Consider the following 26,344-nt stretch of genomic DNA (forward strand, 5'->3'; position numbering starts at 1 on the left):
TGGCTACGAACGCTGCCGCTGCACCGCCGCGGGGAGGTGGGTGAGCAGGTCGGTGGCGAGCATGCCGCCGGAGGCGTTGCTGTCGGTGCGCCAGAGGTCGGCGGCGTCGCCGTGGATGTGGACGGCGAGGGCGGCGGCCTGGAAGAGGTCGAGGGGGCGGTCAGGCGGGCGAGGGGTGGGGACGCGGGTCGGTAGGGATGCCGGCGCGGGGACAAACTGGGCGATCATCGCGGCGAGCAGGCCTGTCAGGACATCGCCCGAGCCGCCGGTGGCGAGGGCTGGGTTGCCGGTGGAGTTGATCCAGGTACGGGCGCCGTCGGAAACGACGGTGTGGTGGCCCTTGAGGACGACGACGCAGGCGAGGCGTTGGGCCATCTGTTCCGCCGCGCGTTCGCGGGAGGTATCGAGGCCCATGGCGTCGTTCATGCCCATGCCCTTGGCGAGGCGGCGGAACTCGCCCGGGTGAGGGGTGATGACGGTGGGGGCGGTGAGATCGCGGGTGAGTTGGGGGATCTCGGAGAGGGCGTTGAGCGCATCGGCATCGACGACGACGGGAACGCGGTCCTGCTGGACAGCGCGGAGGGCCGCAGCGCGGGGGCCGTCGCCGCGGCCCATGCCGGGGCCGACGGCGAGGCAGGTGCACTCGGAGGCGGCGCGGTCGATGGCGGCGGCGGCCTCGTGTGGGAGGATCATGCCGCGGGGATCAACGGGGATAGGGATGCCGGTGGCCACCGGGGCGATCTGAAGGGTGGCGTCGAGGATGGGAGCGGGGGCGACGATCTTGGCGAGACCCGACCCGGCGCGGAGCGCCGCGAGAGCGGCGAGCGCTGGGGCGCCGATCATGCGGAGGTCGGCCCCGGCGCAGCCGCCGACGACGGCGACAGTGCCGAAGGTGCCCTTGTGGGCGTCGGGGGCGCGTTGTGGGAGGCGAGGAATGAGGATCGCTTCGGGCTGGGGCATGAGAGGGGCCTGCGGGTTACGGGTTTGCCTGCTCGACCTTGACCTCGAGCCGGCCCAGCAGCGGGGCGAGTGCGACGAGGGGGTTCATGCCGCCGGTGTCGGCGAGCGGTGAGACGGAGAGGGTGATGTGGGTGGCGTCGAAGTGGAACGAGGGAGGGAGCGTGGCGTCGAGATCGACCCAGGTGGGTTTGCCGTCGACCTCGATGAGGGCCTGCGCCCACATGTGGTAGCCGAAGATCGCCTTGGAGCCGGCGAACGCGTCTGCGTAGATCAGGCCGGAAGCCACGCGTGCGGGGATGCCGTCGGCGCGGAGCATCGCGGCGAGGAGGCAGCCGTGCTCGGAGCAATCGCCCTGCTTGGAGCGGGCGACTTCGGAGGCGCTGGCGAATCCGACGCCCAGATCCTTCTTGGAGATATAGGTGTGCACAAAGTCGCGGAGCGTTGTGGCACGGGCGAGGGCATCGCCGGGTGCGGCCTTGGCGAGGGCCTCGTCCTTGAGGCGGATCACCTCGGGATCGTTGCTGTCCAGGGCGCTGCTGGCGGTGGTGTAGGCGGCGTTGGCGGAATCGACGGGGTCGGCGGGCGTGCCCGGGCCGGAGGTGGAGACACTCACGCGGGCGGAGCGGGCGTCGATGGGCTCGACCTTCTGCGCGCCGGTGTCCGGGAGGGCCGGGAACTCGCCTTCGGGGATCGAAAGGACGAAGCGGGCGTTGCGGATGGAGCGGGGCTTCTCGATCGGTCGGTCCGGCTTGACGAACGTGCGCTGCATCAGTTCCGGGGGATCGAGCTTGGCGAGGGCAAGGTCCTTGTCGGCGGCGAGGATGGTCATGGTGATGCCGCCGATGTCGGTGGTGGAGCGAACAGCGACGCCCCGCTCGTCGACGAAGGCGGTGGTGGCGATGTTGGGGACGGTGCTGATGGTCTGGGAGAGTTTGATCGCGGGGACGGTCTTCCCGAGGGCCTCAACGGTGGTGCGCTCGAGGACCTTGGCGGTGAGGATGAAGGGTTCGGGGCCGGTGGAGGGGTCGATGGTGCGGAGTTCGATCGTCTCGGCGCCGGCCTCGAGGCGCTTGGCGGTGAACTCCGCCGCGGCGGCGGGGGTAAGCCAGATGCCATCGGGGAGAGGGACGGTCGTCGTGGTGGGCTTGCCGCCGGGGATGGTGGTGACGACGGTGAGGTCGTCGGCGTTGTAGGTCCACGTGGTGGTGGTCGGCTTGGTGCCGAAGGCCTGGACGGACTTCATGGAGACGGGCTTGCCATCGATGGTCTCGACGAACTCGGTGGAAAAGCGCAGGGACATGACGGTGGCGCCGCGCTTGATCTTGAAGCGGGTGTCTGTGGTCGAGGTGATGCGGTCGCCGTCAGTTTTCTGGACGGTGTGCATGTAGCCGCTGCGCTGGCCGTCCATGTCGATGACGTACCAGAGATCGCTGTCCGGCGGCGCCGCGGAGAGGACGGAGGCCGGGAAGATCGCGAGGAGGATGGTGAGGAGGAGTCGCATCGGAAAGAGTAGGTGGCGACTAATCGAGGGGGGGCCGGGTTGGCCGGTGGCCCGGGTGGACGGATACCGTCGGGCGTGATCGATACGCATTGCCATCTGACGTTTCCGGATTTTGAGGGGAGGGTGGAAGAAGAGTTGGAGGAGGCCTCGCGCCTTGGCGTGACGGGGATGATCACCATCTCGACGACGGTGGAGGATGCGGCGCGGGCGCTGGCGGTGGCGAGGATGCACGAGCGGGTGTGGTGCGCGGCGGGGGTGCACCCGCTGTACGCGGACCAGGCGGGGCCATCGGTGGGGCACGACTGGGACGCGATGTACGCGGTGGCGAGCGATGCGCGGTGCGTGGCGTGGGGGGAACTCGGGCTGGACAACCACTACAAGGAGCCCGAAGCGCGTGTGCAGCGGGCGGTGCTGGAGGAGCAACTGGAGTTCATCCAGAAGTGTTCGCGCGGTGAGTGGCGGAGCAGGCAGGGGGGCGTGGCGATCCGGAAGCCGGTCGTGGTGCACTGCCGCGAGGCGTTCGACGACCTGATCCCGGTGCTGCGGGGAACGTCGCTGCCGCCGGAGCGGTTTGTCTTCCACTGTTTCACGGGGACGCCGGCGGATGTGCGGAAGGTGCTGGACTTCGGGGCGAGCGTGTCGTTCACGGGGGTGGCGACGTATCGCAACGCGGCGGAGGTGAAGGAGGCGGCTCGGCTGGTCCCGGCGGACCGGGTGATGGTGGAAACCGATGCGCCATTCCTGGCGCCCGATCCGATGAGGGGGAGGCGGCCGTGCCGGCCGGCGTGGACGCGGTACGTGGCGGAGTCGCTGGCGGCGACGAGGGGGGAGGGATTCGACGCGTTCCACGAGCAGGTGAACCGGAACACACGGGCGTTCTTCGGGGTGGATGCGAGGTAGGTGGGCGCGGCGGATTGGCCGCCGCTGCTATGCTGCGGACCGATGCTGATCACGCTCGCCGCATGGCTGCACACGCTCGACCCGTTTCTCGTGAGGTTCACGGATTCCTTCGGGATCCGGTGGTATGGCCTGGCGTACCTTGCCGGGTTCGTGGTGGCGTACCTGATCATGCGGGGGCTGGCGAAGCGGGGGTTGATCCTCATTCCCTACGAGCGAGTGGGGGATGCGTTGATGTGGCTGATCGCGGGGGTGCTGGTGGGCGGCCGGCTGGGGTATGCGCTGGTGTATCAGCGGTCGCTGTTCGTGGAGTTCTCGAGTTCGCCGCCGTGGTGGGGGCTGCTGGCGATCAACCACGGCGGGATGGCGAGCCACGGGGGGATCGTGGGGGCGATCCTTGCGTCGTGGCGGATCTCGCGCGGGTGGAAGGGAGCCGATGGGCAGGTGCACGGCCGCTGCACGATGCTGCACCTGCTGGACGTGATCGGGCTTGTCTCGCCGTTCGGGCTGCTGTTCGGGCGGTTGGCGAACTTTGTCAACGGCGAGTTGCTGGGGCGGATCATGTCGAAGCCGGGCGTCGAGGGGCCGTGGTGGACGGTGCAGTATCCGCAGGAGTTGAGCGGGTGGGTGGCCCCGGGTCTGCCGCCGGAGGGGCACACGCCGGTGTTGTCGGTTGAGCAGCAGGCGGAGTTGTGGGCCCTGGTGCGAAAGAGCGCGTTGCCGAACCAGACGTTCGGTCAGGCGGTGAATCACCTGATCGAAACGGCGGGGCGGCACGCGGCGGAACTCAAGCCGCTGCTGGCCTCGCGGGTGCCGTCGCAGTTGCTGCAGGGGGCGGCGGAGGGGCTGGTGCTCGGTGCGGTGGTGTGGATGGTGTGGTACAAGCCGCGCAAGCCGGGGGTTGTCGCGGGAGTCTGGCTGGCGGCGTATGGGGTGTTGCGGGTGGTGACGGAGATTTGGCGACTGCCGGACCCGCAGTTTGTCGGGGCGGATGCTAGGCCGTACGGGCTCAGCCGCGGGCAGTGGCTCAGCGTGGTGATGGTGGTGGGGGGGCTGGGGCTGCTGTGGTACAGCCTGACGCGGGCGAACGCGGCGGTGGGCGGGTGGTGGCGCGGGAAGGAACGGGCGGCGGCCTAAGGTGTGCGTCACGGCCAGGAGATGCAAGATCCATGAACATTCTGGTGACCGGCGGTGCGGGGTACATCGGGTCGCACGCGGTGCAGCGGCTGGTGCGCGATGGGCACCGGGTGGTGGCGCTGGACAACCTTTTCCGCGGGCACCGCGAGGCGATCAACCTGATCGCGAGCGGGGCGGGAGGGAGGCTGACGTTCGTGCAGGGTGACGTGGGTGACCGGGGGCTGGTGGACCGGGTGCTGAGGGAGCACGGCATCGAGACGGTGATGCACTTTGCGGCGCTGGCGTACGTCGGCGAGAGCGTGAACGAGCCTCTGCGGTACTACAGGAACAACGCGGCGGCGTCGCTGGTGCTTCTGGAGGCGTGTGCCGGCGCGGGCGTGGGACGGGTGGTGTTTTCCAGCACGTGCGCGACGTACGGCGAGCCCGCGGCGGATCGGATCCCGATCGCGGAGACGTGCCCGCAGTCGCCGATCAATCCGTACGGCTGGTCGAAACTGCACGTGGAGCACATGCTGCGGGATGTGCACGCGCAGGCGCGGCGGCAGGGGCGTGCGTTTGCGTACGCGGCCCTGCGGTACTTCAACGTGGCCGGGAGCGACCGGACCGGGTTGATCGGGGAGCACCACGAGCCGGAGACGCACCTGATCCCGGTGGTCCTGCAGGTGGCGCTCGGGCAGCGCGAGAAGGTGACGATCTTCGGAACGGATTATCCGACGCCCGACGGCACGTGCATCCGGGACTATGTGCACGTGGAGGACCTGGTCGATGCGCACGTGGCGGTGATGGGATCGCTGGATCCGGCGAAGGACGAGAGCGGGCGGGTGTACAACCTGGGAATCGGGCGGGGGTACTCGGTGCGGGAGATCATCGGGGCGTGCGAGCGGGTGACAGGGAAGCGGATCGCGGTGGTGGAGGGCGACCGGCGCGCGGGGGATCCGCCGGCGCTGTACGCGGACCCGAGGAAGATCCAGAGGGACTTGTCGTGGCGGGCGTCGATCACGGATCTGGACGAGATCGTCGGCTCGGCGTGGCGGTGGTTCGAGAAGCACCCCCGCGGCTACGGGAGGGAATAGGGTGGTGAAGAGGGACGGGGGCGTGGCCCGCCACTATCGTTGTGGCGGGAGCAGACCCATCGAGCACAACGGCCTCACCATCGCGATCAGTCCCTACCACCTCACGACGCGTGAGGAGCCGGCGATGGCCGCGCTGCTGCTGGCGGATCGGGCGGTCACACTGCTGCCGGTTCCGGAGGGGTTTGTGGGCGGGATGGAGGGTCCGGGCCGTGGGCAGATCCGGGAGGCGGTGGAGCACTCGCCGCGGTTCCTGCGGCTGATGGAGTCGTGGCGCTGGACGATGCCGCTGTGGCGGGCGGGCGTGCTTGCGTCGACGGTTGGGGTAGAGGACACCGCGGATGAGCCGCGGGAGGTGTGGGACGAGTTGTCGGGGGACGAGCGGTGGGGGCCGGTGAGGGCGCTCATCCGGCCGACGCTGTTCGAGAACCCTGAGTTGCACCTGGACATGCTGTGCGGGGATCTGCTCAAGGGCGGGCCGGACCCGGGGATCGGGCTGCTGCTGACGGCGGGGCTGGACCGGTTTGCCGCAAGGCACGGAGCGATCGTTGCGCGGGCGGGCTTCGAGACCGGGTGCGGGTCGGTAACGCAGCGGGCCGAGGCGCTGATGGCCAGGCGAAGGGCGGCGGTGGCCGTTCCGGTGTTGCTCAGAGCAAGTGGTGCGATGGTGCTCCGGGCAAGGCGGGTGCTGGCGGGGGAACTGGCCGCGTTGCGGGGGGCGATTGCGGCGGGAGTGGCGGGGGATCCCGGCGCTGTCGCGGGGCTGGCGGACGCCGCGGCGGAGTACGCGCGTGCTTTTGAGCGGGTGAGGGCGCAGTTCATTGGTGACGATGATGACGGCGAGCGGGTGCTTGATGGGTTCGTAAGCCTGTCGCTCGTGCACCTTCCATTGGAGGCGGCGGTGCGGTCGTGCCTGACCGCGGCGAGAGCCCTGGCGGGGCGTCAGCGGGGGGCGGCGCTTGAGGCTGGCCCGACAGGCGAGGAGCGGGGAGAGGGGTTTCTCGCGATGGTGGTGCGGAAGATGAACATCCGGCCTGAGCCGCCGCACGGCGGGGGCGCCGCGGCCGGGAGGGGAGCGGTGCGATGAGCGGTCGTGCCGCACAGCCACGGGAGAACCGTCTCGCGAAGGAGACGAGTCCGTACCTGCTGCAGCACGCGCGCAATCCGGTCGACTGGTACCCGTGGGGGGACGGGGCGATCGCGGCGGCGCGGGAGCGAGGGGTGCCCATTTTTCTGAGTGTCGGGTACTCCACGTGCTACTGGTGCCACGTGATGGAGCGGGAGTCGTTCGAAGACGAAGCGACGGCGGCGGTGATGAACGAGCGGTTCGTGTGCGTAAAGGTCGACCGGGAGGAGCGGCCCGATGTCGACGACATCTACATGAACGCGGTGCAGGTGCTGACCGGGCGCGGCGGGTGGCCGATGAGCGTGTTCCTTGAGCCGGGATCGCTGCGGCCGTTCTTTGCCGGCACGTACTTCCCGCCGGAGGATCGGCACGGTCTGCCGAGTTTTCGACGGGTGCTCGTGGGGATGTCGGATGCGTGGAAGCAGAAGCGGGGAGAGGTGATCGAGCAGGCCGAGAGCGTGGCTCGGGCCGTTCGAGAGAACCTCGCGGCCGCGGCGGCGCCGCGCCAGATCGGTCGCGAACAGGTGGCGCAGGGCGTGTCGATGCTGCTGCGGATGCACGATCCGGTGAACGGCGGGTTTGGGGGAGGGGGCGACGGCGGGGGGGGGCCGAAGTTCCCGCAGCCGTCGTACCCGGAGTTTCTGCTGGCGTTCCGCGGGTTTGCGGGGGATGAGGCGACGCGGAATGCGGTGGATGCGGCGGTGCGGCTCACGCTGGACAAGATGGCGATCGGGGGGATGAACGACCAGGTGGGGGGTGGGTTCCACCGGTATAGCGTGGACGGACGCTGGATCGTGCCGCACTTCGAGAAGATGCTGTACGACAACGGCCAGCTCGCGGAGGTGTATGCCCGCGCGGCGAGAGAGTACGGCGACGGCTTCTACCGGCGCATCGTGCGGCGAACCCTCGACTACGTGCTGCGGGAGATGACCTCGCCCGATGGAGCGTTCTGCAGCGCGCAGGACGCCGAGGTGAATCACAGGGAGGGACAGAACTACCTGTGGACCATGGAGCAGATGGCCGCGGTGCTCGGTGAAGAGGACGCGGCGTTCGCAGCACGGGTATACGGGGTGTCGCGGGGTGCGAACTTCAAGGATCCGCACCACCAGGACGAGCCGGCCTCGAGCGTGCTGTACCTGGTTGATCGTCCGGAGCGGGTCGCGGAGTCGCTGGGGATGACCGAGGCGGCGCTGCTCGAGCGGCTGGACGCCGTGAATGGACGCCTGTACGCGGCGCGGGCCCGGCGCGATCAGCCGTCGCGGGACGACAAGGTTCTGGCGGGGTGGAACGGGCTGATGATCGCGGGGATGGCGGTCGGGGGCTCGGTGCTGGAGGATCGCCGGTACATTGATGCCGGCGCCAGGGCGGCGGATGCAGTGTTGCGGCTGCTCGTGGTGGAGATGGATGGGGAGCCGACGCTGATGCGGTCCTATCGCGCGGGGACGGCCAAGATCCCGGCGTTCCTCGACGACTACGCGTACGTGATCCACGGGCTGATTGAACTGCACCGGGCGGGGCATGATGAACGTGAGCGATACCTGCGCGAGGCGGTCGCCCTGACGAAGCGAGCGGGAGAGCTGTTTGGTGATTCGGATCGGGGCGGATACTTCGACACCCGGGCCGGGCAGGGGGACCTGTTCGTGCGGGCGAGGTCGACGTACGACGGGGCGGTTCCGAGCGGCGTCTCGGTGATGCTGCACAACCTGCTCGACCTGCACGAGATTCTGGGGGGTACGGAATACCTGGATGCCGCCGCGGGGTGCATGGCATCGGTGAGCGCGGCGGCGGCCCAGTCGTCGGTGGGGAGCGTGAACTCAACGCGGGCGCTGCTGAGGATGCTGACGGCGCCGGGGACCGCGGCCGCCCTTCAGGCGGCGCTGAACGGGGCCGAAACGGCCAAGGCGGCGGCGGGCGGCGCCCCCGATGGCGCGGTGGAGGTGCTCGCGGCGGTCGAGCGTCTCGCGGTTGGTGAGGGTCACGAGGGAGCGGCGGGGACTGTCCTCAAGCTGCGGGTTGCGGAGGGGTACCACGTGACTGCGGCGGATCCCGGGCCTGGTGGAAAGGACCTGATCCCGCTGCGTGTGTTCATGGTGGGTGGGAGCGGGTACGCGGTCTACGCCGACTATCCGGAGGGAGCACCCTACGGGCCGAATGGGGATCTGCGGGTGTACAGGGGCGAGGTCACGCTGCCGATCGTGATCGAACGAACCGGCGAGGTGACGGGGCGGCCGTTGATCGCGGTGCGGTACCAGGCGTGCACGGAGACAGAATGCCTGGTGCCGGTAGCGGTGGAGTTGGATATCGCGATCGATCGCCAGTGACGGCGGTCAGGCTTTTGCCGGGGGCGATGCCGCGGGCTGGGCCGCCTGGTCGGTGGGTGCGGTCGGGGCCGGGCCGGCGCCCTTGCCGGCGGGGACCCTGATCGTCGTGGTGCAGTTGCGGCAACGGACCGTCTTGCCGCGGGAGGAGTGGGGCACAATGAGGACGCGCCGGCACGTCAGGTTCGGGCACATGATGCGGACATTCTCGTCCATGGGATGACCTCCAGTGAGGCATCGGCAGGGCGAGGGCGGGTCTTCATCGATGGGCACGATGGAGGGCGGCGGAAGGTCGGGTGGCGCAGGACTATCGTCCGTGCGGCTGGTTATGGGGCGGGCGGGAGCGCCGGCGGCGCGGGAGCGATCGTGGAACATCGAACCAACACGACCGGCGAGTGCGCGGCGGTTATCGGGCTGCAATGGGGCGACGAGGGGAAGGGGAAGCTGGTCGACCTGCTCGCGCCCGACTACGCGGCCGTCGTCCGGTACAACGGCGGCGCCAACGCGGGGCACTCCGTGGTCGTGGGCGGGGAGCGGTACGCGCTGCACCTGGTTCCTTCCGGGATCCTGTACCCCGACAAGCTCGCGGTGATCGGCAACGGGGTCGTGGTGGACCCGGAGGTGCTGCTCCGGGAACTGGATGGCCTGGCTCAGCGGGGAGTCGACGTGTCGGGACTTGTGCTCTCGGACCGCGCCCACGTTGTCATGCCCTACCACAAGGCCGAGGACGAGCTCCGGGAACGGGTTCTCTCCTCCGCGCAGTACGCGACAAAGGAACAGACGACCGGGCGGTCGATCGGGACAACCAAGCGGGGTATCGGCCCCTGCTACGCGGACAAGGCGCAGCGGGCCACCGCGATCCGTGCCGGTGACCTGCTGAGGCCGGAGGTGCTGCGCCGAAAGGTGGAACTGGCGTGCGCGATCAAGAACGCCATGCTGCGAGGCCTCGCCGCGGACGATGAGGCGCCCGAGTTCAAGCCAGCGGAACTGATCGCCTGGGCGTCGGGGCTGGGGAAACGCCTGGAGCGGAATATCAAGGACACGACCTACCTGCTGCACGACCTGCGGTCGCAGGGGAAGCGGGTGCTCTTCGAGGGGGCTAACGCGGCGATGCTGGACGTGGACCACGGGACCTATCCCTACGTGACGAGTTCCTCGTGCACGGCCGGGGGGATTCCGGCGGGGACCGGTGTGCCGGGATCCGAGATCTCCAGTGTGCTTGGCGTGGTCAAGGCCTACTCGACGCGGGTGGGGAACGGCCCCCTCGTGACCGAGTTGTTCGACGAGACCGGCAACCGGATCCGCGAGCGCGGGCGGGAGTTCGGAACGACGACGGGGCGGCCGCGGCGCGTGGGGTGGCTGGACCTGGTGGCGGTGAAGTACTCGGCGATGCTGTCCGGGGCTTCGGGTCTGGCGGTGACGCTGCTGGATGTGCTCGCGGGGCTGCCGACGCTTCGGGTCTGCACCGAGTACCGCGTTGGCGGGCGGACGACGGACCGGTTCCTGCCGGACGGCGACCTGCTGGAGGGCGCCGAACCGGTGTACACCGATGTCGCGGGGTTCGAGGAGGACATCGGGGGCGTCCGGTCGCGTCGAGACCTGCCGCCCGCGGCGAAGGTCTACCTGGACCTGATCGAGCGGATGGTCGGAGTCCGGGTCGCCATGGTCGGGGTCGGGCCCGAGCGGTCGCAGACGATCCGGGGCTAGCCGGGCCGTATGATCGCCCTCGTGGTGAACCTGGGCGTTGCCGCGGCGTAGGTGTGAAATCCGGCTCAGTCTGATTGGAAGAAAGCGAGCATGAACGCCAGCGCGGTCGCAGACAGTCCACCGACCAGCCCGTTTGCGGCGGACCGTGACGCCCTGAAGATCGTGGACGCCATGCGGCGACGCGATCCGGTGGCGGATCCGCTGGCGTGTATCGGTGATGTCCACCCGGGCCGGATCCCCCGCCACATCGCGATCATCATGGATGGGAACGGCCGGTGGGCCGAGGCGAGGGGCTTCCCGCGGGTGTTCGGACACCGGAACGGGGCCGCGGCAGTTCGGACTGTGATCAACGAGTGCCGGCGACTCGGGGTGGAGGTCCTGACGCTGTATTCATTCTCGCTGGAGAACTGGAAGCGACCCGCGGACGAGATCGGCTCGCTGATGCAGTTGTATGAGATGTACCTCGACGGTGAACGGGAGGCGCTGGTCAAGGCGAACGTGAAGTTCAGGCAGATCGGGCGGCGCGAGGGGCTCCCCGCGGAGGTACTGGGAGCGGTGGACCGCCTGACCGAGGCGACCGCGGCCAACACGGGGCCGACCTTGTGCGTGGCGGTGAACTACGGCGCGAGGGCGGAGATTGCCGACGCTGCGCGAGCGATCGCGGAGAAGGTCCGGCGCGGCGAGTTGGCCGCGGAGAGCGTCGATGAATCGACCGTTTCAGGGCACCTGTACACGGCAGGGCTGCCGGATCCGGACCTCCTGATCCGGACGGCGGGCGAGATGCGGGTGAGCAACTACCTGCTGTGGCAGATCTCGTACGCCGAACTGCACGTGACCCAGACTCTCTGGCCCGACTTCGGCGTGGCGGAGCTGCACGCCGCGATCCGGGATTTTGCCTCCCGGCGTCGGCGATTCGGCGGTCTGGATCAGACGGCGGGCGGCCACACGGGCGGCGCGTGATCGGCTACATTCTGGCCCGTGCTTAAGCACCGACTGATGATGGGACCGCTCCTGATCGCGCTGGCGATCATGGGGTTGTGGCTTGACGATCGCCTGACAACGCTCGCCGCGCCCGCGGCGCTGCGGCCGTTCCTGCAAGACGGTGGGAACTGGCCCCCGGGGACGGTGGTCTTCCTTGTCATGCTGGCCGTGAGTTTTTTCTCATCGCGCGAAATGGCGAGGATCCTGCGGGACAAGGGGATCGCGGGAAGCAAGCGGATCATCACGACCGCGGCGATCGCGGGGCTGCTGGTGTCGTGCGTGGTGCCTTCGGGCACCGACGGGATGACGGCCGTCGCGATCGTCAGCACAACGGCGGTTGCGTTGCTGGTCCTGTCGGTTGCCTTCTACTCACGGCACAAGTCGACGCAGGGTGTCGTCGCCGCGACCGGCGGGGTGATGCTGGCATTCGTCTACCTGGGGCTGATGTTCGGGTTTCTGCTGGCCATCCGTCGCCAGCACTCGGCCTGGGTGCTGCTGTGGGTGGTGCTGACCACCAAGTCGAGCGACATCGGGGCGTTCGCGGCGGGGATGACCGTCGGGCGGAACAAGCTGATTCCCTGGCTGAGCCCGGGGAAAACCTGGGAGGGGCTGGCCGGCGGGGTGCTGATGGCCGCCGGGATTGGGGCGCTGGGGATGTGGTTGCTGCACACGCTGGCCGGCGTTCACGTCCAGAGCGTGTGGTTCGGGGCCATTGCGGGAGCGACATTCGCGGTCGTCGGACAGGCGGGAGACCTGATCGAGAGCATGTTCAAGCGGGACGCAGGGCTGAAGGATTCTGGCGGGTCGATCCCGGGCTTCGGCGGCGTTCTGGACGTGATCGACTCGGTTTTGTTTGTCGCGCCCGTGGCTTTCTGGCTGTTGCGGGGTTCGACGATAGCCAACTGAGTTGAGCCCGCTAGAATCGAGCGGTTACCTTGCGGGTAAGTCGGGGGCCAGCCGGAGCGGTTGATGACGGTTACGTCGCAACTCCTTGAACTCTTTCGCGTCGATAAACAAGTCCGTGGTCTCCGCAGCCGCCTCGACGTTGCGGAGTCGTTCCTCACCCAGCAGACATCGCTGCTTGACGGGATGAGCACTCGCGCGGCGGCCATCGAGTCGCAGGCCAAGCACCTGCGGGCCGAGGCGGCCAACGCCGAAGGGGAGGCGAAGCGGCTCGACGCGAAGATCGCCGGCCTGCGTGAGCAGATGAACTCGGCCAAGACCGCGAAGGAGTACAACGCGTTCCTGACTGAGTTGGGAACGTTCAAGGATCAGAAGGACGTGCATGAGTCAGATGCCCTCGCCGCGATGTCGCGGATCGAAGAGCAGGACAAGGAACTCGCGACCATCCGCACCCAGATCACGGAACGCCAGGCAATCGCGGCGCAGGCCAAGACCGACCGTGATGCGAAGGAGGCGGAGATCCGGGAGCGGCTGGCGGAACTGACGAAGCAGCGGGCAACCCTCGCGAAGGCGATCCCTGCCGAAGCGCTGGTGGCCTTTGAGCAACTGGTCAAGTCCCGCGGCGACGAGGCGATGGCCTCCGTCGAGGTGATCGATCGGCGTGCGTACGAGTACTCCTGTGCGGCCTGCTTCATGACCCTGCCGGTCGAGACAGTTTCCTCGATCGTGTCCGGGAAGCTCACCCGGTGCGTCTCGTGCCACTGCATCCTCTATACGGAAGAGGAGATCGTGCGACCGAAGTCAGCCGCGAAGGGTTGATGCGTCGGTGGCGGCAGGTTGGGCGGGTTTCACCAGATCAGGCGTCTTCAAAGAGTTCCGACCGGCCCGCGTCGGGTCGGAGCGTTACGCCCAGGTGCGATGCGCCGGCGCGAGTCAGTGCGCGGCCGCGGCGGGTCCGGGCGAGGAAACCCATCTGGAGCAGGTAGGGTTCGACAACATCCTCCAGCGTGCCGGCGTCCTCGTTCATGGTGGCGGCAACGGCCTCAAGCCCGACCGGCCCACCCTCGTAGGTCGACGCAATTGTGCGGAGGTAGGCACGGTCGAGGTCGTCCAGGCCGAGGTTGTCGACCCCTTCGAGCCGCAACGAGTCCTCCACGATGAGCCCGGTGATGCGGCCGCCGCCCTTGACCTGGGCGAAGTCCCTTACGCGTCGGAGAAGGCGGTTGGTGATCCGGGGGGTGCCGCGGGAGCGCCGGGCGATGGTCTCCAGCGTCGCGTCCTGGTCCGCCGCGACGCCCAGGAGCGAGCAGGACCGCCGCAGGATGGTGAGCAACTCGCCGGGCTCGTAGAACTTCAGGTGGTGCGTAATTCCGAAGCGGGATCGCAGCGGGGCGCTGACCATGCCCGCGCGGGTGGTGGCGCCGATGAGCGTGAAAGGCTTGAGGGAGATCTGCACCGTGCGGGCGGAAAGGCCCGAGTCAACCGGGACGTCGATCCGGAAGTCCTCCATTGCGGGATAGATGAACTCCTCGACCGCCGCGGGCATCCGGTGGATCTCATCGATGAAGAGGACATCGCCGGCCTCGAGGCGCGTTAGGGCAGAGACCAGGTCCGTGGCCTTGGAGAGGACCGGGCCACCGGTGACGTGGACGCGGGTGCCCATTTCCCGGGCGATGACATGGGCGAGCGTCGTCTTGCCCAAGCCGGGAGGGCCGTGAAGCAGAACGTGCTCCATCGCCTCGCTCCGGTCGCGTGCCGCGCGGATCGCGATCGAAAGGCGCTCGATGAGATCCGTCTGGCCAACGTACTCGGCCATTGTGTCCGGGCGGAGGGAGCGTGCGTGGATTTCCTCCTCCGTGCGTGCGTGGGCCGAGACCAAGCGTTCCGTCGCCATGGGTGGGAGTCTATGGTGTGATGCCGCGGCGGGAGCGCCGGTCAGTTGGAGGTGCCGGGAGATGCAGCGGCCGGGGGCGTCGGCGGGGCGACCTCCGCGGGCTTGGACTCGCTCGCGGCGGTGGTGGGGGGAACGGGCTTGGCCTCCTCCTTCGGAGGGTCCTTTGGTGGACGGGGCAGCAGCGTCGGGGCGCAGGCGAGGTTGTACGCCGTCACGGCGGCACACGTCGAGGACTGACGCAGGTACTCGGGGATGGCACGGGCCATCGTGTCGTTCTGCGTGTGCCAGCCGAACCCGTAATCGGCGCGGCCGACTTCATCCCAGAAGAAGCCGGGGACGCCCGCGGCGATGAACGAGGCATGGTCGGATGATCCGCCTCCGGCGCGGGTGGACATCCTCGCGATGGTGCGGACGTTCACGGTCATCGGCTTGTCGTCCGAGCTATCGATGAACACGCCGTTGATGGGCGCGGTAGCTGCGGCGAGCATGGGGATCATCGATTCGGTGGCGGCAAGGCCGCCCTCGTAGTTCGTCCCGCCGTCATCAACGAAGACGGCGGAGATTCGCTCGAGTTCGTCCTCGTGCTTCTTGATGTAGCCCCGGGAGCCGAGGAGGCCCTGCTCCTCGCCGGTCCAGAGGATGAAGCGGATCGTGCGCTTGGGCTTGGCGCCTGCGGCCATGAGCAGGCGGGCGGCCTCGAGCGTGACGGAGGACCCGGTGCCGTTGTCGGTGGTGCCCTGGGAGCCGGGGCCGTTCCACGAATCCAGGTGAGCCGACACGATCACGACTTCGTCTGGACGCTCGGTTCCCGGGATCTCGGCGATGGTGTTGTAGACCGGGATCGGCCCGGCGGTGAAGGTGTTCGGACAGTTGAACTCGGCGAGGATGTCCTCGCCGTCGGCGAGGCGGGAGTTCATGTAGTCGTAATCGCTCAGGCGGACGATTACCTCGACATCCGGCGGGATGTTGGCGGCATCGAGGCTCCGCCAGTTCGGCGCGGCCGAGGTCCACACACGTTCATCGCGCGATGTGGAGATGAAGCCGCTGATCCCGGCGAAGAGCACACGGTCGTCGGGCGGGAGAGTGGCGGGGTCGATCTTCTCTTCGGCGACCTTCTTACGGACCTCGTCGCGGTGGCGGTAACGGGCGTCCATCGCCGGGCGACCGGCGCGGATGCCGCCGGCGGAGGTGATCGGGGCGGAGCGGAGGAGCAGCCATGCGCCCGGCAGGCGGTCGGCGATGGACGCGTAGTCCTCTTCGGTCTCGGGCATCCACAGCACGGGTCCGCGTGCCGGGCCGTTCGTGCCGGCGGCCCAGGCGAGCGTGGTGAACTCAAGGTCACGGAGCGTGCGGATCTCGGTGGTTTCCTCGCCGTTGCGGGTGCGTCGCGTTTCGGCGAGCAGTTTTCCGGTGGAGGGTCCGCGGTCGAAGCGGACGGCGATCTCCCCCCAGTCCTCGATCTGACAGTTGGTCAGTCCCCAGGAGGCGAACTGGTCCCTGGCCCACAGGTTGGCCTTTTCCGCGTTGGTCGATCCGGTGAGCCTCGGTCCGATCTGGGTGCACAGGTAGGTCAGGTGATCCATGACCTCGTTGCGGTTCACGCCCTCGTCGATAATCCTCGCAACGGTTGCGGGGTCGCCCATCGGGATTTCGGGGGCGGACTGGGGCTTGCCATCGACATAAGCGGTGTAGCTCTTCGCTACAGGCAGGAGCGAGAGTGCCGGGGTCGCGGTTGCCTCGGTCGCCGCCGTCGGTGCCGCCGATGAGTCGTGGCTGCGGCAGCCTGCGGGAATCGCCAGGGCGATCACCGCGGCGACGCGGAGGCCGGATGGGTGCAGGGTGTGGGTTGGACGGAAGCCGGGCATGCGCGGAATCCTGCGGGCCGGGCCCGCCGGCCGAACAATCAGCGCGGCGGAAAGCCCAAGACAGGATACCGCATTCCGGCATGTTCTGATGCGGATCCGGCTGCTATCGGCCGCTGGTGTCCGTGGGGAGACCCTTGGATCGCCAGAGTTCAAAGAGCTCCTCCGGGTTGATCGGTTTGGCGATCCGGCCTTCGCCGAGGCTTGAGCGGATCATCTCACCCTGCTCGGTGTAGACCGTCTCCAGCGGCATCGCGTCATCGCGGAACTCCGTGGTGATCGCCCACGCCCCCGCGTTCGCCGGGGACCGGGCGAGCGTGTCGCGCCTCAGGGAGATCGTCTCGGTGGCGCTTCGATAGGTGTAGAAACCGAAATCGGCCGAGGCCTTGGACCGGATCAGCAGTTGCGGAAGCGAGTAGGCCTCGAACTGACTGAGGTAGGCCTCACCCTGCAAGAAGGGCTTGACGATGCGGGCGGGCTGCCCGGACTGTTCGACAGAGACGGTCATGTCGTTGTTGTTCCGAGCCCCGATTTCGGTCCACTTGGCGAGGTCCTTGCCGTTGCGGTCCCGCTGTGTCATCTGGAGGGACCATGCCTCCTCCTTCCGGTCCGGACTCATGAAGTAGGTCGCGTAGGTGTCAATGAACCGCTCGCCGTCGATGATCCGGATCTTGAGGCGGGCCAAGAACCCCTCCTGCTGATCCTCGCGGGAGAAACTGCCCGGGTTCTTTCGGATGTCGAGTTCGCCCCGTTTCCCGGCCCAGAAGCGCACGCCGCGGTAGCCGATTTCTTCGGCATCTCGGGGAGAGCCGCCGGCAGAGGGACGGAAGAGGCGGTACCAGCGCTCCTTGCCGTCACAGACCGCGCGGTAGTCCTCGGGGGTCAGGCCGGCCAGGAAGGCGGCGCCGGTCTTAACCGCCGCGGAACGGGAGGCGGCGAGCTGGGCGGGGTCGGTGAACTTCGCCGTGGCAAGGCAGGTCTCGTACGCCTGCCTGGCCTTGCGGAAAGCGGGCTCGGTCGTGATGAGTTCGAAGACGACAAACTGGGTGTCCGAGGGCTTGAAGATGGTGTAGCCCTTGACGATGCGAGGGGCGTTGGTGCTCCCCGGAGGTGGGGGGGTTGCGATGTAGAACCGCTCGCACGGCCCGGCGTCGAGGGTGAGGTTCTCAGCCCGGTCGAGGATCTCGGCCTCGGTTGAGAGAACCCTGGTCTGCTGTGGATCCGTTACACCGACTGAGCCTTGAAGAAGGGCGATTGTCTGGTCGGCGGATTCCTTGATGGTCGCCTTGGGGTTGCTGGTCTTGGGTGTCTGGATATTGAGGATCCAGGTTCGGCTCTTCTCCTCGGGGAGGACTTGGACGGACTGGCGATCACCGATGCGGTCAGATTGGACCGTGGTCCCGGCGGGCAGATACATGGTCAGCCCGACCGATTCGAGGCGGAAGGGGTCATCGGCCAACTCGATTGGGCTTGGATCGGCGGTGGTAACCGGCTGGGGGGTTGTGCGGGTCGGTGCGGCGGCGGGCCGGTTGGGAACGGTGACCCCTTGCTGGGCACGAGCCTGGGCGCCGGCAACCCCAAGGGCGAACGCGGCAAGCAGGGCTGCGGGAACTCGACGGAGCGTATTCTGGTGGGTGTTCATCGGTGGATCCCTCCACAGGTGTGGTGTGCTGGGGGCGTCCCTGGGAGGTCTCGGGTTGGCCCGCGCACCGTACATTGTTGGCGGCCGGGGATTCGGTCACTCGACACTGCTTCCATCGACCAACACCCCGTCGGCCCTTCTCACGGGAGTGCGCAAGATGGCGTGCGGGAGGGAGTTGACTCGGCGAGGGAGGGCTGTACCCTTACCGGCTTGTTCCCGCTCGGCCGTTTCGGGCCTGAGGAGAGCGAGCATCCGCACGGAAGGTTCCTGAAGATTCGCATCGCGGATCGAACGGATCGCCCGGCGGAGCCTGAGGAGTCAGGCGATTGTTGAGGGCGAACGATTCGCCCGTCCGGCGTGCGTGCCCGGCCAAAGAAGCCCGGGAAAGTGTGCCGGTTGTGGTGTCGTCGGGTTCTTTGAGAACAGCACATCGGGCCCCCGCGGGGGGAGCGTCGAGCAAGGACGGGCGTTATGACCGGCGGACGAATCCGAATTCGAATGGAAGCCTACGACCACCTCGCCCTGGATCTTTCGGCGAAGGAAATCGTGGATCACGCCAAACGCACGAACGCGAAGGTGGCGGGCCCGATCCCGCTCCCGACCCGGATCGAGCGGTACACCGTGCTGCGTTCGCCGTTCATCGACAAGAAATCCCGCGAGCAGTTCGAGATCCGCACCCACAAGCGCATCATCGACATCATCGAGCCAAACGCCCGCACTGTCGAAGCCCTCAACCGCCTCGTCGTCCCCGCGGGCGTTTTCGTCAAGATCAAGGCCTGATTCGAGTTCCGGCTGCCCCAACGGGCGGCCGGTTGTGTTTTACGGAGTTGAGTTCACACAAGACTTCCTCTGCCGGCGGCCCGGAATGGCCCGCACGAACGGCACGAAGCGTCCCCAGCCCTCGGCCGCGGCGGTCCAAGGGTGAACGGGAATGTCGGATGGCGGTTACGCGATGGGCATTTCACTGCTTGGCACCAAGGTTGGCATGACGCGGGTCTTTGACGAGGCCGGCAACTCGGTCCCCGTGACGGTGATCCAGGCCGGGCCGTGCGTGGTGACGCAGATCCGCACCGCCGATGCCGACGGTTATTCCGCGGTGCAGATCGGATTCGGCGAGATCAAGGCACGGAACTCGACGATCCCGGAGATCGGGCACGACGCCAAGGCGGGCACGGATCCCAAGCGGACGCACCAGGAGTTCCGGGTGCCTGCCGAGGAGGCCTCCAAGTACACGCTCGGCCAGACGCTGACGGTCAAGGAGTTCGAGGGCCTGCCGTACGTCGACGTCATCGGGACCAGCAAGGGCAAGGGGTTCCAGGGGACGATGAAGCGGCACAACTTCAAGGGCATGTTTGCCAGCCACGGCACCGAGCGAAAGCACCGGGCGCCGGGCTCGATCGGCAGCCACGCCTCGAACCGCGGCTTCGGCGGCGGTCTGAAGAAGGGCAAGCGCATGTCCGGCCACATGGGGGCCGAGCGGGTGACCACCCGATCCCTCGATGTGGTGAGGGTGGATGCGGAAAACGGATTGATTTTGGTGAAGGGGCCGATTCCGGGTCCCAACCGGGGTATTGTTACGGTCCGCACGGCGGTCCGCCTGAATCGCAGCAAGGCGAAGAAGGTGGCCGACGCGGCGAAGAAGTGATCCTGAGTCTGGGGGGTGGGGAGGCCGGGCCCGCGTGTGAGTGGGAACGGTCAGCGGAGTTTCCGCCACTCGGCAGCGTGCCGGGTTGGCGGGTCCGGAAGGTCAACGCGGAGCCGCGGGGCGACGCGATCGAAACCGCCGGACGCAGACATGCAGCGTGCACCATCACCGGCTGACCGCCGGGATGGACAGGACTGCCGAGTCGATTCCTTCCTCCCGCATGTGTGACGCGGGTGCGGCGGATAGGCGAGGACCCGGGTGGCGCGTGCCACGCGGTGATCGAAGGCGTCGGGCGAGGTAAGACAGATGATTGTCCCCGTCATCAACATGAAGGGCTCGGAGGTCGGGAAGCTGACCATCAACGAGCAGGATCTGGGCGGCCAGATCAACGCATCGCTGATCAAGCAGGCGTACGTGCGCTACCACGCGAACACGCGCCAGGGCTCGTCTAAGACCAAGAACCGTCACGAAGTCGAGGGCTCTACCCGGAAGCTGTACAAGCAGAAGGGGACCGGCAGCGCCCGGCACGGCGACCGCAAGGCCAATATCTTCCGCGGCGGCGGCCACGGGCACTCCAAGAAGAAGGTCCGTGAGGACTTCCGGCTGGACATGCCCAAGAAGATGCGCCGCAAGGCCAACCGCAACGCGTTGCTGGCCAAGCTGGTGGACAACGAGGTGCGGGTCATCGATTCGATGAGCTTCGCGGAGCCGAAGACCCGCGCGTTCGTCGACTTCCTGAGCGCGATCAAGGTCGACCGCTCGGCGCTGGTCGCGATCAACGCCACGAACGACAACGCCCGCCGCTCGGCGAAGAACGTGCAGGACGTGAAGGTCTGCAACGCCGGGTCGCTCAACTGCTTCGACCTGCTCAACCACCGTTACCTGGTTATCGCCAAGCAGGATCTGGAGGCGTGGCTTGGTGGGCCGAGCTCCCAGACGACGAAGGTGGCGAAGGTCTCGCCCATGGGGCGAGAGGCCGCTCCGGCGGCCCCCGCGGCCAATCGCCGTGATCCACGCAGGAAGGAGAAGGCCTGATGAACGCGACGTACGTCGTCAAGCGTCCGCTGGTCACCGAGAAGAGCACGTTCGAGATGAACGAGCTCAAGCGGTTCGCCTTCGAGGTTGACCGGCGCGCGACCAAGACCGAGATCAAGCAGGCCGTCGAGTCGCTGTACAAGGTCCGGGTCGTCGGCGTGAACACGCAGGTCCGCAAGGGCAAGCAGCGCCGGCTCCGCTACGGGCTGGTGCACGAGTCCGACACGAAGAAGGCGATTGTCCGGCTTCACCCAGAGGACACCATCGAGTTGTTCTGATCCGGCCCCTACGGCCATTAGCACACGAGACACGCGATGCCGATCAAGACCTACAAACCAACGAGCGCCGGACGCCGATTCGCATCGGTGAACGCGCACGCCGAGGTCACGAAGAAGACCCCCGAGAAGTCGCTGCTGCGCCCCAAGACCAAGTCGGGCGGCCGCAACCACTCGGGCAAGATCACCGTTCGGGGACGCGGCGGCGGCGCGAAGCGGAACTACCGCATGATCGACTTCCGCCGGCACGACCGGGACGGGATCGTGGGCACGGTGGTCGGCGTCGAGTACGACCCCAACCGGTCGTGCCACATTGCCCTGATCCGGTACGCCGACGGCGTGAAGCGGTACATCCCCTCCCCGATGGGCATCAAGGACGGCGACACGATCGTCTCCTCGGGCACCGGTCCGGTGGAGCCAAAGGTCGGCAACAACATGCGGCTGCGTGATGTCCCGACGGGTCTCGACGTGCACTGTGTCGAGCTGGCCCCCGGGCGCGGCGCCCAGATGTGCCGGTCGGCGGGCATGTACGCCAGGCTGACCAACCGCGAGGGCGGGTACGCGACGCTGGTTCTGCCGTCGGGCGAACAGCGGATGGTCCCGGTGGATTGCCGGGCGACCATCGGGCAGGTCGGCAACGCGGACCACCAGAACCGGAGGCTCGGCAAGGCCGGCCTGATGCGGCACCTGGGCTTCCGGCCGATCACCCGCGGCGTGGCGAAGAGCCACAACGCCCACCCGCTGGGCGGCGGCTCGGGCCGCAGCAAGGGCAACCGTCCGCCGTGCGGCCCGTCGGGCGTGCACGCCAAGGGCGGCGGCACCAGGAACCGCAAGAAGCACAGCAGCGACCTGATCATCCGTCGTCGGGTGAGCAAGCGTTACGGGCAGTTGAAGTAAGAACGAGTCCAGGGTCGCCGACAGGCGAATCAACCCCCGACCGGAGAAGGAACACCGATGGGCCGCAGTCTGAAGAAAGGTCCGTACGTCGACGAGAAGCTCTATCGGAAGATCGAGAAGCTGTCTCAGCAGGGCAAGCGCGAGCCCATCAAGACGTGGGCTCGCCGCTGCACGATCGTCCCCGAGTTTGTCGGGCACACCTTCAAGGTGCACAACGGCCGGATGTTCCTGGACGTGTACATCACGGAGGACATGGTCGGGCACAAGCTCGGCGAGTTCAGTGCGACGCGGACCTTCCGCGGCCACACGAACAAGAAGGAAGGCATCGTCGAGGGCCAGAAGTCCGCAGGGTGATCCGTTCAGGCAGGGCCCGGTTGAGCCGGGCGCAGGTACGCATTAGACAGGGGCACAGCCCGTGAAGATCCGAGGCGAAAAAGTCAGAGAGTTGATTGAGCAGAAGCAGGTCACGACCGAGCAGCTCGCCGCCGCGCTGGCGCGCAAAGGCCTGAGCCAGGGCCGGGCGCTCTCGGCGCTCAACAACTGGATCAAGGGCTGCGACCACCCGCGCTGCAAGATGGAGGATGCCTCCGTCCTCGCCCGCGAACTTGGCGCGACGGTCCCGTCGATCGTCCGCTTCACGAGCGTGTACAAGTACCACCGCGGCAGCCCGCGGAAGGTGAAGCTGCTCACGGACCTGATCCGCGGCAAGAAGATCGATGAGGCCATCAACAACCTGACGTTCACCACCAAGCGGGCGGCGATCGACGTCAAGAAGGCGCTGCTGGCGGCCCAGGCCGATGCCGAGCGTGCCGAGGCGGATGTGACGTCGCTGATCGTCGTTGACAGCCGCGTGGACAGCGGACCCGTGATGAAGCGGTTCCAGCCCAAGGACCGCGGCCGGGCCCACAACATTCTCAAGCGGATGAGCCACATCACGATCGGTGTGGAGGAGCGGAACTGATGGGACAGAAGACGCATCCATTCGGGTTTCGGGTCGGCATCACCGAGGCTCACAAGAGCCGCTGGTACGCCCCCAAGGCCCTCTACGGCGAGCTGCTTGTCGAGGACTACAAGATCCGCCGGTTCCTCGATCAGCGGCTCAACCGCCAGCCGCCCCACGCGGGCCTGTCGGACATCCACATCGAGCGCACCCGCGAGGAACTGAAGGTGATCGTCAAGACCGCCCGCCCCGGGCTGGTCATCGGCCCCAAGGGCGCCGAGGTCGAGCGGATCACCGAGGAACTGCAGTACATGACGGGGCGCAAGGTCGCGATCTCGATCCTCGAGATCAAGAACCCCGACCTGGACGCCCAGCTGGTCTCGGAGGGCGTCGCCGAGCAGATCCGCAAGCGGGCGAGTTTCCGCCGCGTGATCAAGATGAAGGCCGAGGCCGCGATGCAGGCCGGCGCGAAGGGCGTGAAGATCCAGATCTCGGGCCGCCTGGGCGGCGCCGAGATGAGCCGGTCGGTCGACGTCCGCCTGGGCTCGCTCCCGCTGAGCACGCTGCAGGCCAACATTGACTACGGGTTCGGCGAGGCCTTCACCACCTACGGCGCGATCGGCTGCAAGGTGTGGATCTACAAGGGTCTCTACGACGCGAAGGTTGAGGACGAGGCGGCCTCGAACGCCGCGGGTGGACGGGCGCGGGCCCGCGGCCGCCGGTAATGGCAGAGTGGACGAACCAGAACACGGACTAGGTAAGCGAGTTGGAGCCGACGCATGGCTTTGATGCCCAAAAGAGTGAAGTTCCGCAAGGAGTTCCGGCGAGTCCGGGACCGCAAGGCGACCAAGGGCAACTACGTCGCCTACGGCGACTACGGGCTGCAGGCCCTCGAGGGCACGTGGGTGCCCGGTCGGGTGCTGGAGGCCGGTCGCGTTGCGGCGCAGCACCTGCTCAAGCGCGAGGGCAAGCTGTTCACGCGGGTCTTCCCGGACAAGCCCATCTCCAAGAAGCCCTTGGAGACGCGAATGGGTACGGGCAAGGCCGAGGTAGATTACTGGGCGGCGCGGGTGCGGGCCGGGACGATCCTGTTCGAGATCGCCGGCGTGACCGAGGCGACCGCGCGGCAGGCGCTCGTCCGTGTGGCGGCGAAGATGCCGGTGCGGTGCCGGTTCGTGAAGCGGCGCGTCACCGTCTGACGCTGGCTGGCAAGGGAGGCTGCGAGCGAATCGGAGCCGGATGGATCGGAGCAGGACTCATGGCCAAGATCAAGACCGACATTCACGCGATGAAGGACGAGGAGATCGGCATCGCCGTCGAGCAGGCGAGGGCCCAGCTGGTGAAGCTGCGGACCCAGGCCGTGACGGAGAAGGTCGAGGACAACTCCCAGCTCGCGAAGAACCGGAAGGAAGTCGCCCGCCTGCTCACCGAGCGGCGCGCCCGTCAGATCAAAAAGAGCACCCGGGCCTGATCCGGGCGAAAGACAGAGAAAGCAGACATGCCCAGCAGCACGACCAGCAAAGCCGCCAAGAGCCCCGACGCCGTTCCGGCCCACACGCAGACCGGCGTGGTGGAATCGGACAAGTGCGACAAGACCCGGACGGTCGTCGTTCGATGGATGCTCAAGCATCCGAAGTACGGCAAGTACGTCCGCAGGAAGACGGTGCTGTACGTGCACGACGAGGCCAACGAGTCGAAGCTCGGCGACACGGTCGAGGTGACGCCCTGCCGGCCGCGGAGCGCGACGAAGCGGTACTCGCTGGTGCGGGTTCTCAAGCGTGGCACGGGCGCCCTGCTGCACAACGAAGACCAGCAGGGACGGTAGTGGAGTCGGGTCGGTAGTCGGACGGTACGAGCCGGAGTGAACGATGCTTCAGCAGGAAACACGGTGCGAGGTCGCGGACAACTCGGGCGCGAAGATCGCGTACATCATCCGCGTGTACGGCGGTTCGACCGCGACGGGTCGCTTCACGCGCCGCACAGCCGGGATCGGCGACCGCGTGCTGGTCTCGATCAAGAAAGCGCTCCCGGGCGCGGAGATCAAGGCGGGCGACAAGTCGAAGGCCGTCGTAGTACGCACGACCAAGGCCACGAGACGGGCGGACGGCTCGTACGTCAAGTTCGATGCGAACGCCGTGGTGCTGATCCAGGACGACGGGAACCCGAAGGGCACCCGCATCTTCGGCCCGGTGGCCCGCGAGCTGCGTGAGAAGAACTACATGAAGATTGTGTCGCTCGCGCCGGAGGTGATCTGATCATGGCAAGGCATGTGCGCAAGGGTGACCGAGTCATCGTCACCAGCGGGTTCTACAAGGGACAGCAGGGCGAGGTGCTCCGCGTCATCCCCGACGACGATCAGGTTGTCGTCAAGGGAATCAACGTCAAGACCAAGCACGTCAAGCCGACGCGAGTGGCGCCCCAAGGCGGCATCGTGACGCGCGAGGCGCCGATCCATATCTCGAAGGTCAGCCCCGTCGTCGACGGGAAGCCGACCCGGGTGCGGTTTGTCACCAAGCCGGACGGGAGCAAGGTGCGTGTCGCGGCCCGCGGCGGGCGTGAACTGGGTGTGGTGCGCGGGCCCAAGGGCAGCTGACCGGGAGTCTGACAGTCATGGCGAAGGAAAAGTCCAAGAGCAAGAAGGATCAGGCCGCAGAGGCCGAGCAGAGCGCCCCGAAGGGCCCGCTGCCCAAGCCGCGCCTGCAGGGTCTCTTCGAGCAGACCGTTGCCCCTTCGATGGGCGAGAAGTTCGGGCTCAAGAACCCGATGGCGCGTCCCCGCCTGGATGCGATCGTGATCAACGTCAACATGGGCCGCCACATCGAGGGGACCAAGATCCCGCCGAATGTGAAGCAGACCGTGCTCGACACGATCACGACGATCAGCGGTCAGCGGCCGGTGGTCATCAAGGCCAAGAAGAGCGTGTCGAACTTCAAGGTCCGCGCCGGGGTCGAGACCGCCGCGATGGTGACGCTCCGCCGCCACCAGATGTGGCACTTCCTCGACCGGTTCATCAACCTCGCGACGCCCCGTATCAAGGACTTCCGCGGGCTGAAGAACGACGCGTTCGATCGCCAGGGCAACTACGCCGTCGGCCTCTCCGAGCAGGGCGTGTTCCCGGAAATCGACATGGCCCAGGTGACCTTCACCCACGGCATGAACATCAACTTCAAGTTCCGTGGCTCCAAGCCGGAATGGAGCCGGTACATCCTCGAGGGGCTCGGCATGCCCTTCGCCAAGAAGGAGGGGGCGGCCTGAGGCCGTCTTCGCCAACCACAGTTTCCGACCCCGTCCCGATCCGACCCGTCGAACCGGAGTGACCGATGACGACCAAGGCGCAGATGGCCAAGAGCATGAAGCCCCCGAAGTTCTCGACCCGCCTCGTGCGGCGGTGCCAGCTCACCGGGCGGGCTCGCGGCGTGTACCGCAAGTTCCGAGTGAGCCGCATCATGCTCCGCAAGCTCGCGCTCGAAGGGAAGATCCCCGGGATGCGCAAGGCGTCATGGTGATCTGCCGGCCGTCGAAGTGACCCGTTACCTGCTTACCGACCTCTAGGA

Annotated in this window: 30 protein-coding genes; 24 read left to right on the forward strand and 6 right to left on the reverse strand. The window is 67.5% G+C overall.

The genetic code is table 11. The annotated features are described in order from the left end of the window. Nucleotides 1-3 precede the first annotated feature (3 nt). Nucleotides 4-960, reverse strand: a complete 957-nt coding sequence (locus KF745_13170) for an NAD(P)H-hydrate dehydratase (protein MBX3359363.1) — start codon at nucleotides 958-960, stop codon at nucleotides 4-6. Between the two features lie 16 nt (nucleotides 961-976). Further along, nucleotides 977-2,461 carry a transglutaminase domain-containing protein gene (locus KF745_13175; protein MBX3359364.1) on the reverse strand — a complete coding sequence of 495 codons (1,485 nt, stop codon included), beginning with the start codon at nucleotides 2,459-2,461 and terminating at the stop codon, nucleotides 977-979. 75 nt (nucleotides 2,462-2,536) lie between these two features. Here KF745_13175 and KF745_13180 point away from each other — a divergent pair, with 75 nt between their 5' ends. The 5 genes from KF745_13180 to KF745_13200 are packed head-to-tail and all read left to right on the forward strand — an operon-like array spanning nucleotide 2,537 to nucleotide 9,012. Continuing rightward, nucleotides 2,537-3,361: a TatD family hydrolase gene (locus KF745_13180; protein ID MBX3359365.1), complete on the forward strand. Its 825-nt coding sequence runs from the start codon at nucleotides 2,537-2,539 to the stop codon at nucleotides 3,359-3,361. A gap of 42 nt (nucleotides 3,362-3,403) precedes the next feature. Beyond that, nucleotides 3,404-4,495 (forward strand): prolipoprotein diacylglyceryl transferase, encoded by a 1,092-nt coding sequence (gene lgt / locus KF745_13185; GenBank protein MBX3359366.1) that lies wholly within the window; start codon nucleotides 3,404-3,406, stop codon nucleotides 4,493-4,495. A gap of 32 nt (nucleotides 4,496-4,527) precedes the next feature. After that, nucleotides 4,528-5,568, forward strand: a complete 1,041-nt coding sequence (galE, locus tag KF745_13190; protein MBX3359367.1) for a UDP-glucose 4-epimerase GalE — start codon at nucleotides 4,528-4,530, stop codon at nucleotides 5,566-5,568. Nucleotides 5,569-5,572: 4 nt separating this feature from the next. Further along, entirely contained in the window at nucleotides 5,573-6,652 is a 1,080-nt protein-coding gene (locus tag KF745_13195; protein ID MBX3359368.1) for a hypothetical protein, read from the forward strand. Next, the gene (locus tag KF745_13200) at nucleotides 6,649-9,012 is read left to right on the forward strand and encodes a DUF255 domain-containing protein (protein ID MBX3359369.1); all 2,364 of its coding nucleotides are present in this window, start codon (nucleotides 6,649-6,651) and stop codon (nucleotides 9,010-9,012) included. The genes KF745_13195 and KF745_13200 overlap by 4 nt, the downstream gene beginning before the upstream one ends. 6 nt (nucleotides 9,013-9,018) lie before the next feature. On the opposite strand, the gene KF745_13205 is transcribed toward KF745_13200, so the two are convergent. Continuing rightward, the gene (locus tag KF745_13205) at nucleotides 9,019-9,225 is read right to left on the reverse strand and encodes a hypothetical protein (GenBank protein ID MBX3359370.1); all 207 of its coding nucleotides are present in this window, start codon (nucleotides 9,223-9,225) and stop codon (nucleotides 9,019-9,021) included. A 150-nt stretch (nucleotides 9,226-9,375) separates the two neighbouring features. On the opposite strand from KF745_13205, the gene KF745_13210 reads away from it, so the two are divergent. From KF745_13210 to KF745_13225, 4 genes are all read left to right on the forward strand, one after another. Next, nucleotides 9,376-10,716: an adenylosuccinate synthase gene (locus tag KF745_13210; GenBank protein MBX3359371.1), complete on the forward strand. Its 1,341-nt coding sequence runs from the start codon at nucleotides 9,376-9,378 to the stop codon at nucleotides 10,714-10,716. A gap of 90 nt (nucleotides 10,717-10,806) precedes the next feature. Then, complete coding sequence (locus KF745_13215) at nucleotides 10,807-11,676, forward strand: isoprenyl transferase (protein ID MBX3359372.1); 870 nt, start codon at nucleotides 10,807-10,809, stop codon at nucleotides 11,674-11,676. A gap of 18 nt (nucleotides 11,677-11,694) precedes the next feature. Then, a complete protein-coding gene (locus KF745_13220; GenBank protein MBX3359373.1) occupies nucleotides 11,695-12,603 on the forward strand; it encodes a phosphatidate cytidylyltransferase in 909 nt (302 codons plus the stop codon). A 63-nt stretch (nucleotides 12,604-12,666) separates the two neighbouring features. Beyond that, the gene (locus KF745_13225) at nucleotides 12,667-13,419 is read left to right on the forward strand and encodes a hypothetical protein (GenBank protein MBX3359374.1); all 753 of its coding nucleotides are present in this window, start codon (nucleotides 12,667-12,669) and stop codon (nucleotides 13,417-13,419) included. Nucleotides 13,420-13,456: 37 nt separating this feature from the next. Here KF745_13225 and ruvB read toward each other — a convergent pair whose 3' ends face one another. The 3 genes from ruvB to KF745_13240 all read right to left on the reverse strand — a co-directional run bounded on the left by ruvB (nucleotide 13,457) and on the right by KF745_13240 (nucleotide 17,998). Continuing rightward, entirely contained in the window at nucleotides 13,457-14,494 is a 1,038-nt protein-coding gene (gene ruvB, locus KF745_13230) for a Holliday junction branch migration DNA helicase RuvB (protein ID MBX3359375.1), read from the reverse strand. A 41-nt stretch (nucleotides 14,495-14,535) separates the two neighbouring features. Continuing rightward, nucleotides 14,536-16,359, reverse strand: coding sequence for a M20/M25/M40 family metallo-hydrolase (locus tag KF745_13235; protein MBX3359376.1), 1,824 nt, complete (start codon nucleotides 16,357-16,359; stop codon nucleotides 14,536-14,538). Between the two features lie 103 nt (nucleotides 16,360-16,462). Then, a complete protein-coding gene (locus KF745_13240) occupies nucleotides 16,463-17,998 on the reverse strand; it encodes a hypothetical protein (GenBank protein MBX3359377.1) in 1,536 nt (511 codons plus the stop codon). Nucleotides 17,999-18,469: 471 nt separating this feature from the next. Between KF745_13240 and rpsJ the strand changes: the two genes are divergently transcribed. From rpsJ to KF745_13315, 15 genes are all read left to right on the forward strand, one after another. Next, entirely contained in the window at nucleotides 18,470-18,778 is a 309-nt protein-coding gene (rpsJ, locus tag KF745_13245; GenBank protein MBX3359378.1) for a 30S ribosomal protein S10, read from the forward strand. A gap of 172 nt (nucleotides 18,779-18,950) precedes the next feature. Next, nucleotides 18,951-19,643 (forward strand): 50S ribosomal protein L3, encoded by a 693-nt coding sequence (gene rplC / locus KF745_13250; protein ID MBX3359379.1) that lies wholly within the window; start codon nucleotides 18,951-18,953, stop codon nucleotides 19,641-19,643. A gap of 306 nt (nucleotides 19,644-19,949) precedes the next feature. Then, nucleotides 19,950-20,678 (forward strand): 50S ribosomal protein L4, encoded by a 729-nt coding sequence (gene rplD, locus KF745_13255; protein ID MBX3359380.1) that lies wholly within the window; start codon nucleotides 19,950-19,952, stop codon nucleotides 20,676-20,678. Next, a complete protein-coding gene (gene rplW / locus KF745_13260) occupies nucleotides 20,678-20,956 on the forward strand; it encodes a 50S ribosomal protein L23 (GenBank protein ID MBX3359381.1) in 279 nt (92 codons plus the stop codon). The genes rplD and rplW overlap by 1 nt, the downstream gene beginning before the upstream one ends. A 36-nt stretch (nucleotides 20,957-20,992) precedes the next feature. Further along, the gene (rplB, locus tag KF745_13265) at nucleotides 20,993-21,850 is read left to right on the forward strand and encodes a 50S ribosomal protein L2 (GenBank protein ID MBX3359382.1); all 858 of its coding nucleotides are present in this window, start codon (nucleotides 20,993-20,995) and stop codon (nucleotides 21,848-21,850) included. 57 nt (nucleotides 21,851-21,907) lie between these two features. Next, nucleotides 21,908-22,204, forward strand: a complete 297-nt coding sequence (gene rpsS, locus KF745_13270; GenBank protein ID MBX3359383.1) for a 30S ribosomal protein S19 — start codon at nucleotides 21,908-21,910, stop codon at nucleotides 22,202-22,204. A gap of 61 nt (nucleotides 22,205-22,265) precedes the next feature. Next, on the forward strand, nucleotides 22,266-22,811 hold the full coding sequence (gene rplV, locus KF745_13275; protein ID MBX3359384.1) for a 50S ribosomal protein L22: 546 nt from the start codon (nucleotides 22,266-22,268) through the stop codon (nucleotides 22,809-22,811). After that, nucleotides 22,811-23,515: a 30S ribosomal protein S3 gene (rpsC, locus tag KF745_13280; protein MBX3359385.1), complete on the forward strand. Its 705-nt coding sequence runs from the start codon at nucleotides 22,811-22,813 to the stop codon at nucleotides 23,513-23,515. Before rplV ends, rpsC begins: the two co-directional genes overlap by 1 nt. Nucleotides 23,516-23,569: 54 nt before the next feature. After that, the gene (gene rplP, locus KF745_13285; GenBank protein ID MBX3359386.1) at nucleotides 23,570-23,989 is read left to right on the forward strand and encodes a 50S ribosomal protein L16; all 420 of its coding nucleotides are present in this window, start codon (nucleotides 23,570-23,572) and stop codon (nucleotides 23,987-23,989) included. Between the two features lie 59 nt (nucleotides 23,990-24,048). After that, nucleotides 24,049-24,261, forward strand: coding sequence for a 50S ribosomal protein L29 (gene rpmC / locus KF745_13290; GenBank protein MBX3359387.1), 213 nt, complete (start codon nucleotides 24,049-24,051; stop codon nucleotides 24,259-24,261). A gap of 27 nt (nucleotides 24,262-24,288) precedes the next feature. Further along, complete coding sequence (gene rpsQ / locus KF745_13295) at nucleotides 24,289-24,615, forward strand: 30S ribosomal protein S17 (GenBank protein MBX3359388.1); 327 nt, start codon at nucleotides 24,289-24,291, stop codon at nucleotides 24,613-24,615. A 43-nt stretch (nucleotides 24,616-24,658) separates the two neighbouring features. Next, nucleotides 24,659-25,045, forward strand: a complete 387-nt coding sequence (rplN, locus tag KF745_13300) for a 50S ribosomal protein L14 (protein ID MBX3359389.1) — start codon at nucleotides 24,659-24,661, stop codon at nucleotides 25,043-25,045. 2 nt (nucleotides 25,046-25,047) lie between these two features. After that, the gene (gene rplX / locus KF745_13305; protein ID MBX3359390.1) at nucleotides 25,048-25,383 is read left to right on the forward strand and encodes a 50S ribosomal protein L24; all 336 of its coding nucleotides are present in this window, start codon (nucleotides 25,048-25,050) and stop codon (nucleotides 25,381-25,383) included. Nucleotides 25,384-25,400: 17 nt separating this feature from the next. Beyond that, complete coding sequence (gene rplE / locus KF745_13310; GenBank protein ID MBX3359391.1) at nucleotides 25,401-26,045, forward strand: 50S ribosomal protein L5; 645 nt, start codon at nucleotides 25,401-25,403, stop codon at nucleotides 26,043-26,045. A gap of 65 nt (nucleotides 26,046-26,110) precedes the next feature. Next, nucleotides 26,111-26,296 (forward strand): type Z 30S ribosomal protein S14, encoded by a 186-nt coding sequence (locus tag KF745_13315; GenBank protein ID MBX3359392.1) that lies wholly within the window; start codon nucleotides 26,111-26,113, stop codon nucleotides 26,294-26,296. Nucleotides 26,297-26,344: the final 48 nt, after the last annotated feature.

It is taken from the genome of Phycisphaeraceae bacterium (assembly GCA_019636655.1).
In the GTDB taxonomy this organism is placed as follows: Bacteria; Planctomycetota; Phycisphaerae; order Phycisphaerales; family UBA1924; genus JAHBXB01.

Excerpts from the sequence above, each read along its gene's own strand:
- rpsS (MBX3359383.1), top strand. The coding sequence starts at position 21,908 with ATGGGCCGCAGTCTGAAGAAAGGTCCGTACGTCGACGAGAAGCTCTAT.
- ruvB (MBX3359375.1), bottom strand. The coding sequence starts at position 14,494 with ATGGCGACGGAACGCTTGGTCTCGGCCCACGCACGCACGGAGGAGGAA.
- rplP (MBX3359386.1), top strand. The coding sequence starts at position 23,570 with ATGGCTTTGATGCCCAAAAGAGTGAAGTTCCGCAAGGAGTTCCGGCGA.
- KF745_13205 (MBX3359370.1), bottom strand. The coding sequence starts at position 9,225 with ATGGACGAGAATGTCCGCATCATGTGCCCGAACCTGACGTGCCGGCGC.
- rpsC (MBX3359385.1), top strand. The coding sequence starts at position 22,811 with ATGGGACAGAAGACGCATCCATTCGGGTTTCGGGTCGGCATCACCGAG.
- rplW (MBX3359381.1), top strand. The coding sequence starts at position 20,678 with ATGAACGCGACGTACGTCGTCAAGCGTCCGCTGGTCACCGAGAAGAGC.
- rplD (MBX3359380.1), top strand. The coding sequence starts at position 19,950 with ATGATTGTCCCCGTCATCAACATGAAGGGCTCGGAGGTCGGGAAGCTG.
- galE (MBX3359367.1), top strand. The coding sequence starts at position 4,528 with ATGAACATTCTGGTGACCGGCGGTGCGGGGTACATCGGGTCGCACGCG.
- rpmC (MBX3359387.1), top strand. The coding sequence starts at position 24,049 with ATGGCCAAGATCAAGACCGACATTCACGCGATGAAGGACGAGGAGATC.
- KF745_13170 (MBX3359363.1), bottom strand. The coding sequence starts at position 960 with ATGCCCCAGCCCGAAGCGATCCTCATTCCTCGCCTCCCACAACGCGCC.
- rplE (MBX3359391.1), top strand. The coding sequence starts at position 25,401 with ATGGCGAAGGAAAAGTCCAAGAGCAAGAAGGATCAGGCCGCAGAGGCC.
- rplB (MBX3359382.1), top strand. The coding sequence starts at position 20,993 with ATGCCGATCAAGACCTACAAACCAACGAGCGCCGGACGCCGATTCGCA.
- rplN (MBX3359389.1), top strand. The coding sequence starts at position 24,659 with ATGCTTCAGCAGGAAACACGGTGCGAGGTCGCGGACAACTCGGGCGCG.
- KF745_13235 (MBX3359376.1), bottom strand. The coding sequence starts at position 16,359 with ATGCCCGGCTTCCGTCCAACCCACACCCTGCACCCATCCGGCCTCCGC.
- rpsJ (MBX3359378.1), top strand. The coding sequence starts at position 18,470 with ATGACCGGCGGACGAATCCGAATTCGAATGGAAGCCTACGACCACCTC.
- KF745_13175 (MBX3359364.1), bottom strand. The coding sequence starts at position 2,461 with ATGCGACTCCTCCTCACCATCCTCCTCGCGATCTTCCCGGCCTCCGTC.
- KF745_13240 (MBX3359377.1), bottom strand. The coding sequence starts at position 17,998 with ATGAACACCCACCAGAATACGCTCCGTCGAGTTCCCGCAGCCCTGCTT.
- KF745_13200 (MBX3359369.1), top strand. The coding sequence starts at position 6,649 with ATGAGCGGTCGTGCCGCACAGCCACGGGAGAACCGTCTCGCGAAGGAG.
- lgt (MBX3359366.1), top strand. The coding sequence starts at position 3,404 with ATGCTGATCACGCTCGCCGCATGGCTGCACACGCTCGACCCGTTTCTC.
- rpsQ (MBX3359388.1), top strand. The coding sequence starts at position 24,289 with ATGCCCAGCAGCACGACCAGCAAAGCCGCCAAGAGCCCCGACGCCGTT.
- rplC (MBX3359379.1), top strand. The coding sequence starts at position 18,951 with ATGGGCATTTCACTGCTTGGCACCAAGGTTGGCATGACGCGGGTCTTT.
- rplX (MBX3359390.1), top strand. The coding sequence starts at position 25,048 with ATGGCAAGGCATGTGCGCAAGGGTGACCGAGTCATCGTCACCAGCGGG.
- KF745_13225 (MBX3359374.1), top strand. The coding sequence starts at position 12,667 with ATGACGGTTACGTCGCAACTCCTTGAACTCTTTCGCGTCGATAAACAA.
- KF745_13315 (MBX3359392.1), top strand. The coding sequence starts at position 26,111 with ATGACGACCAAGGCGCAGATGGCCAAGAGCATGAAGCCCCCGAAGTTC.
- KF745_13215 (MBX3359372.1), top strand. The coding sequence starts at position 10,807 with ATGAACGCCAGCGCGGTCGCAGACAGTCCACCGACCAGCCCGTTTGCG.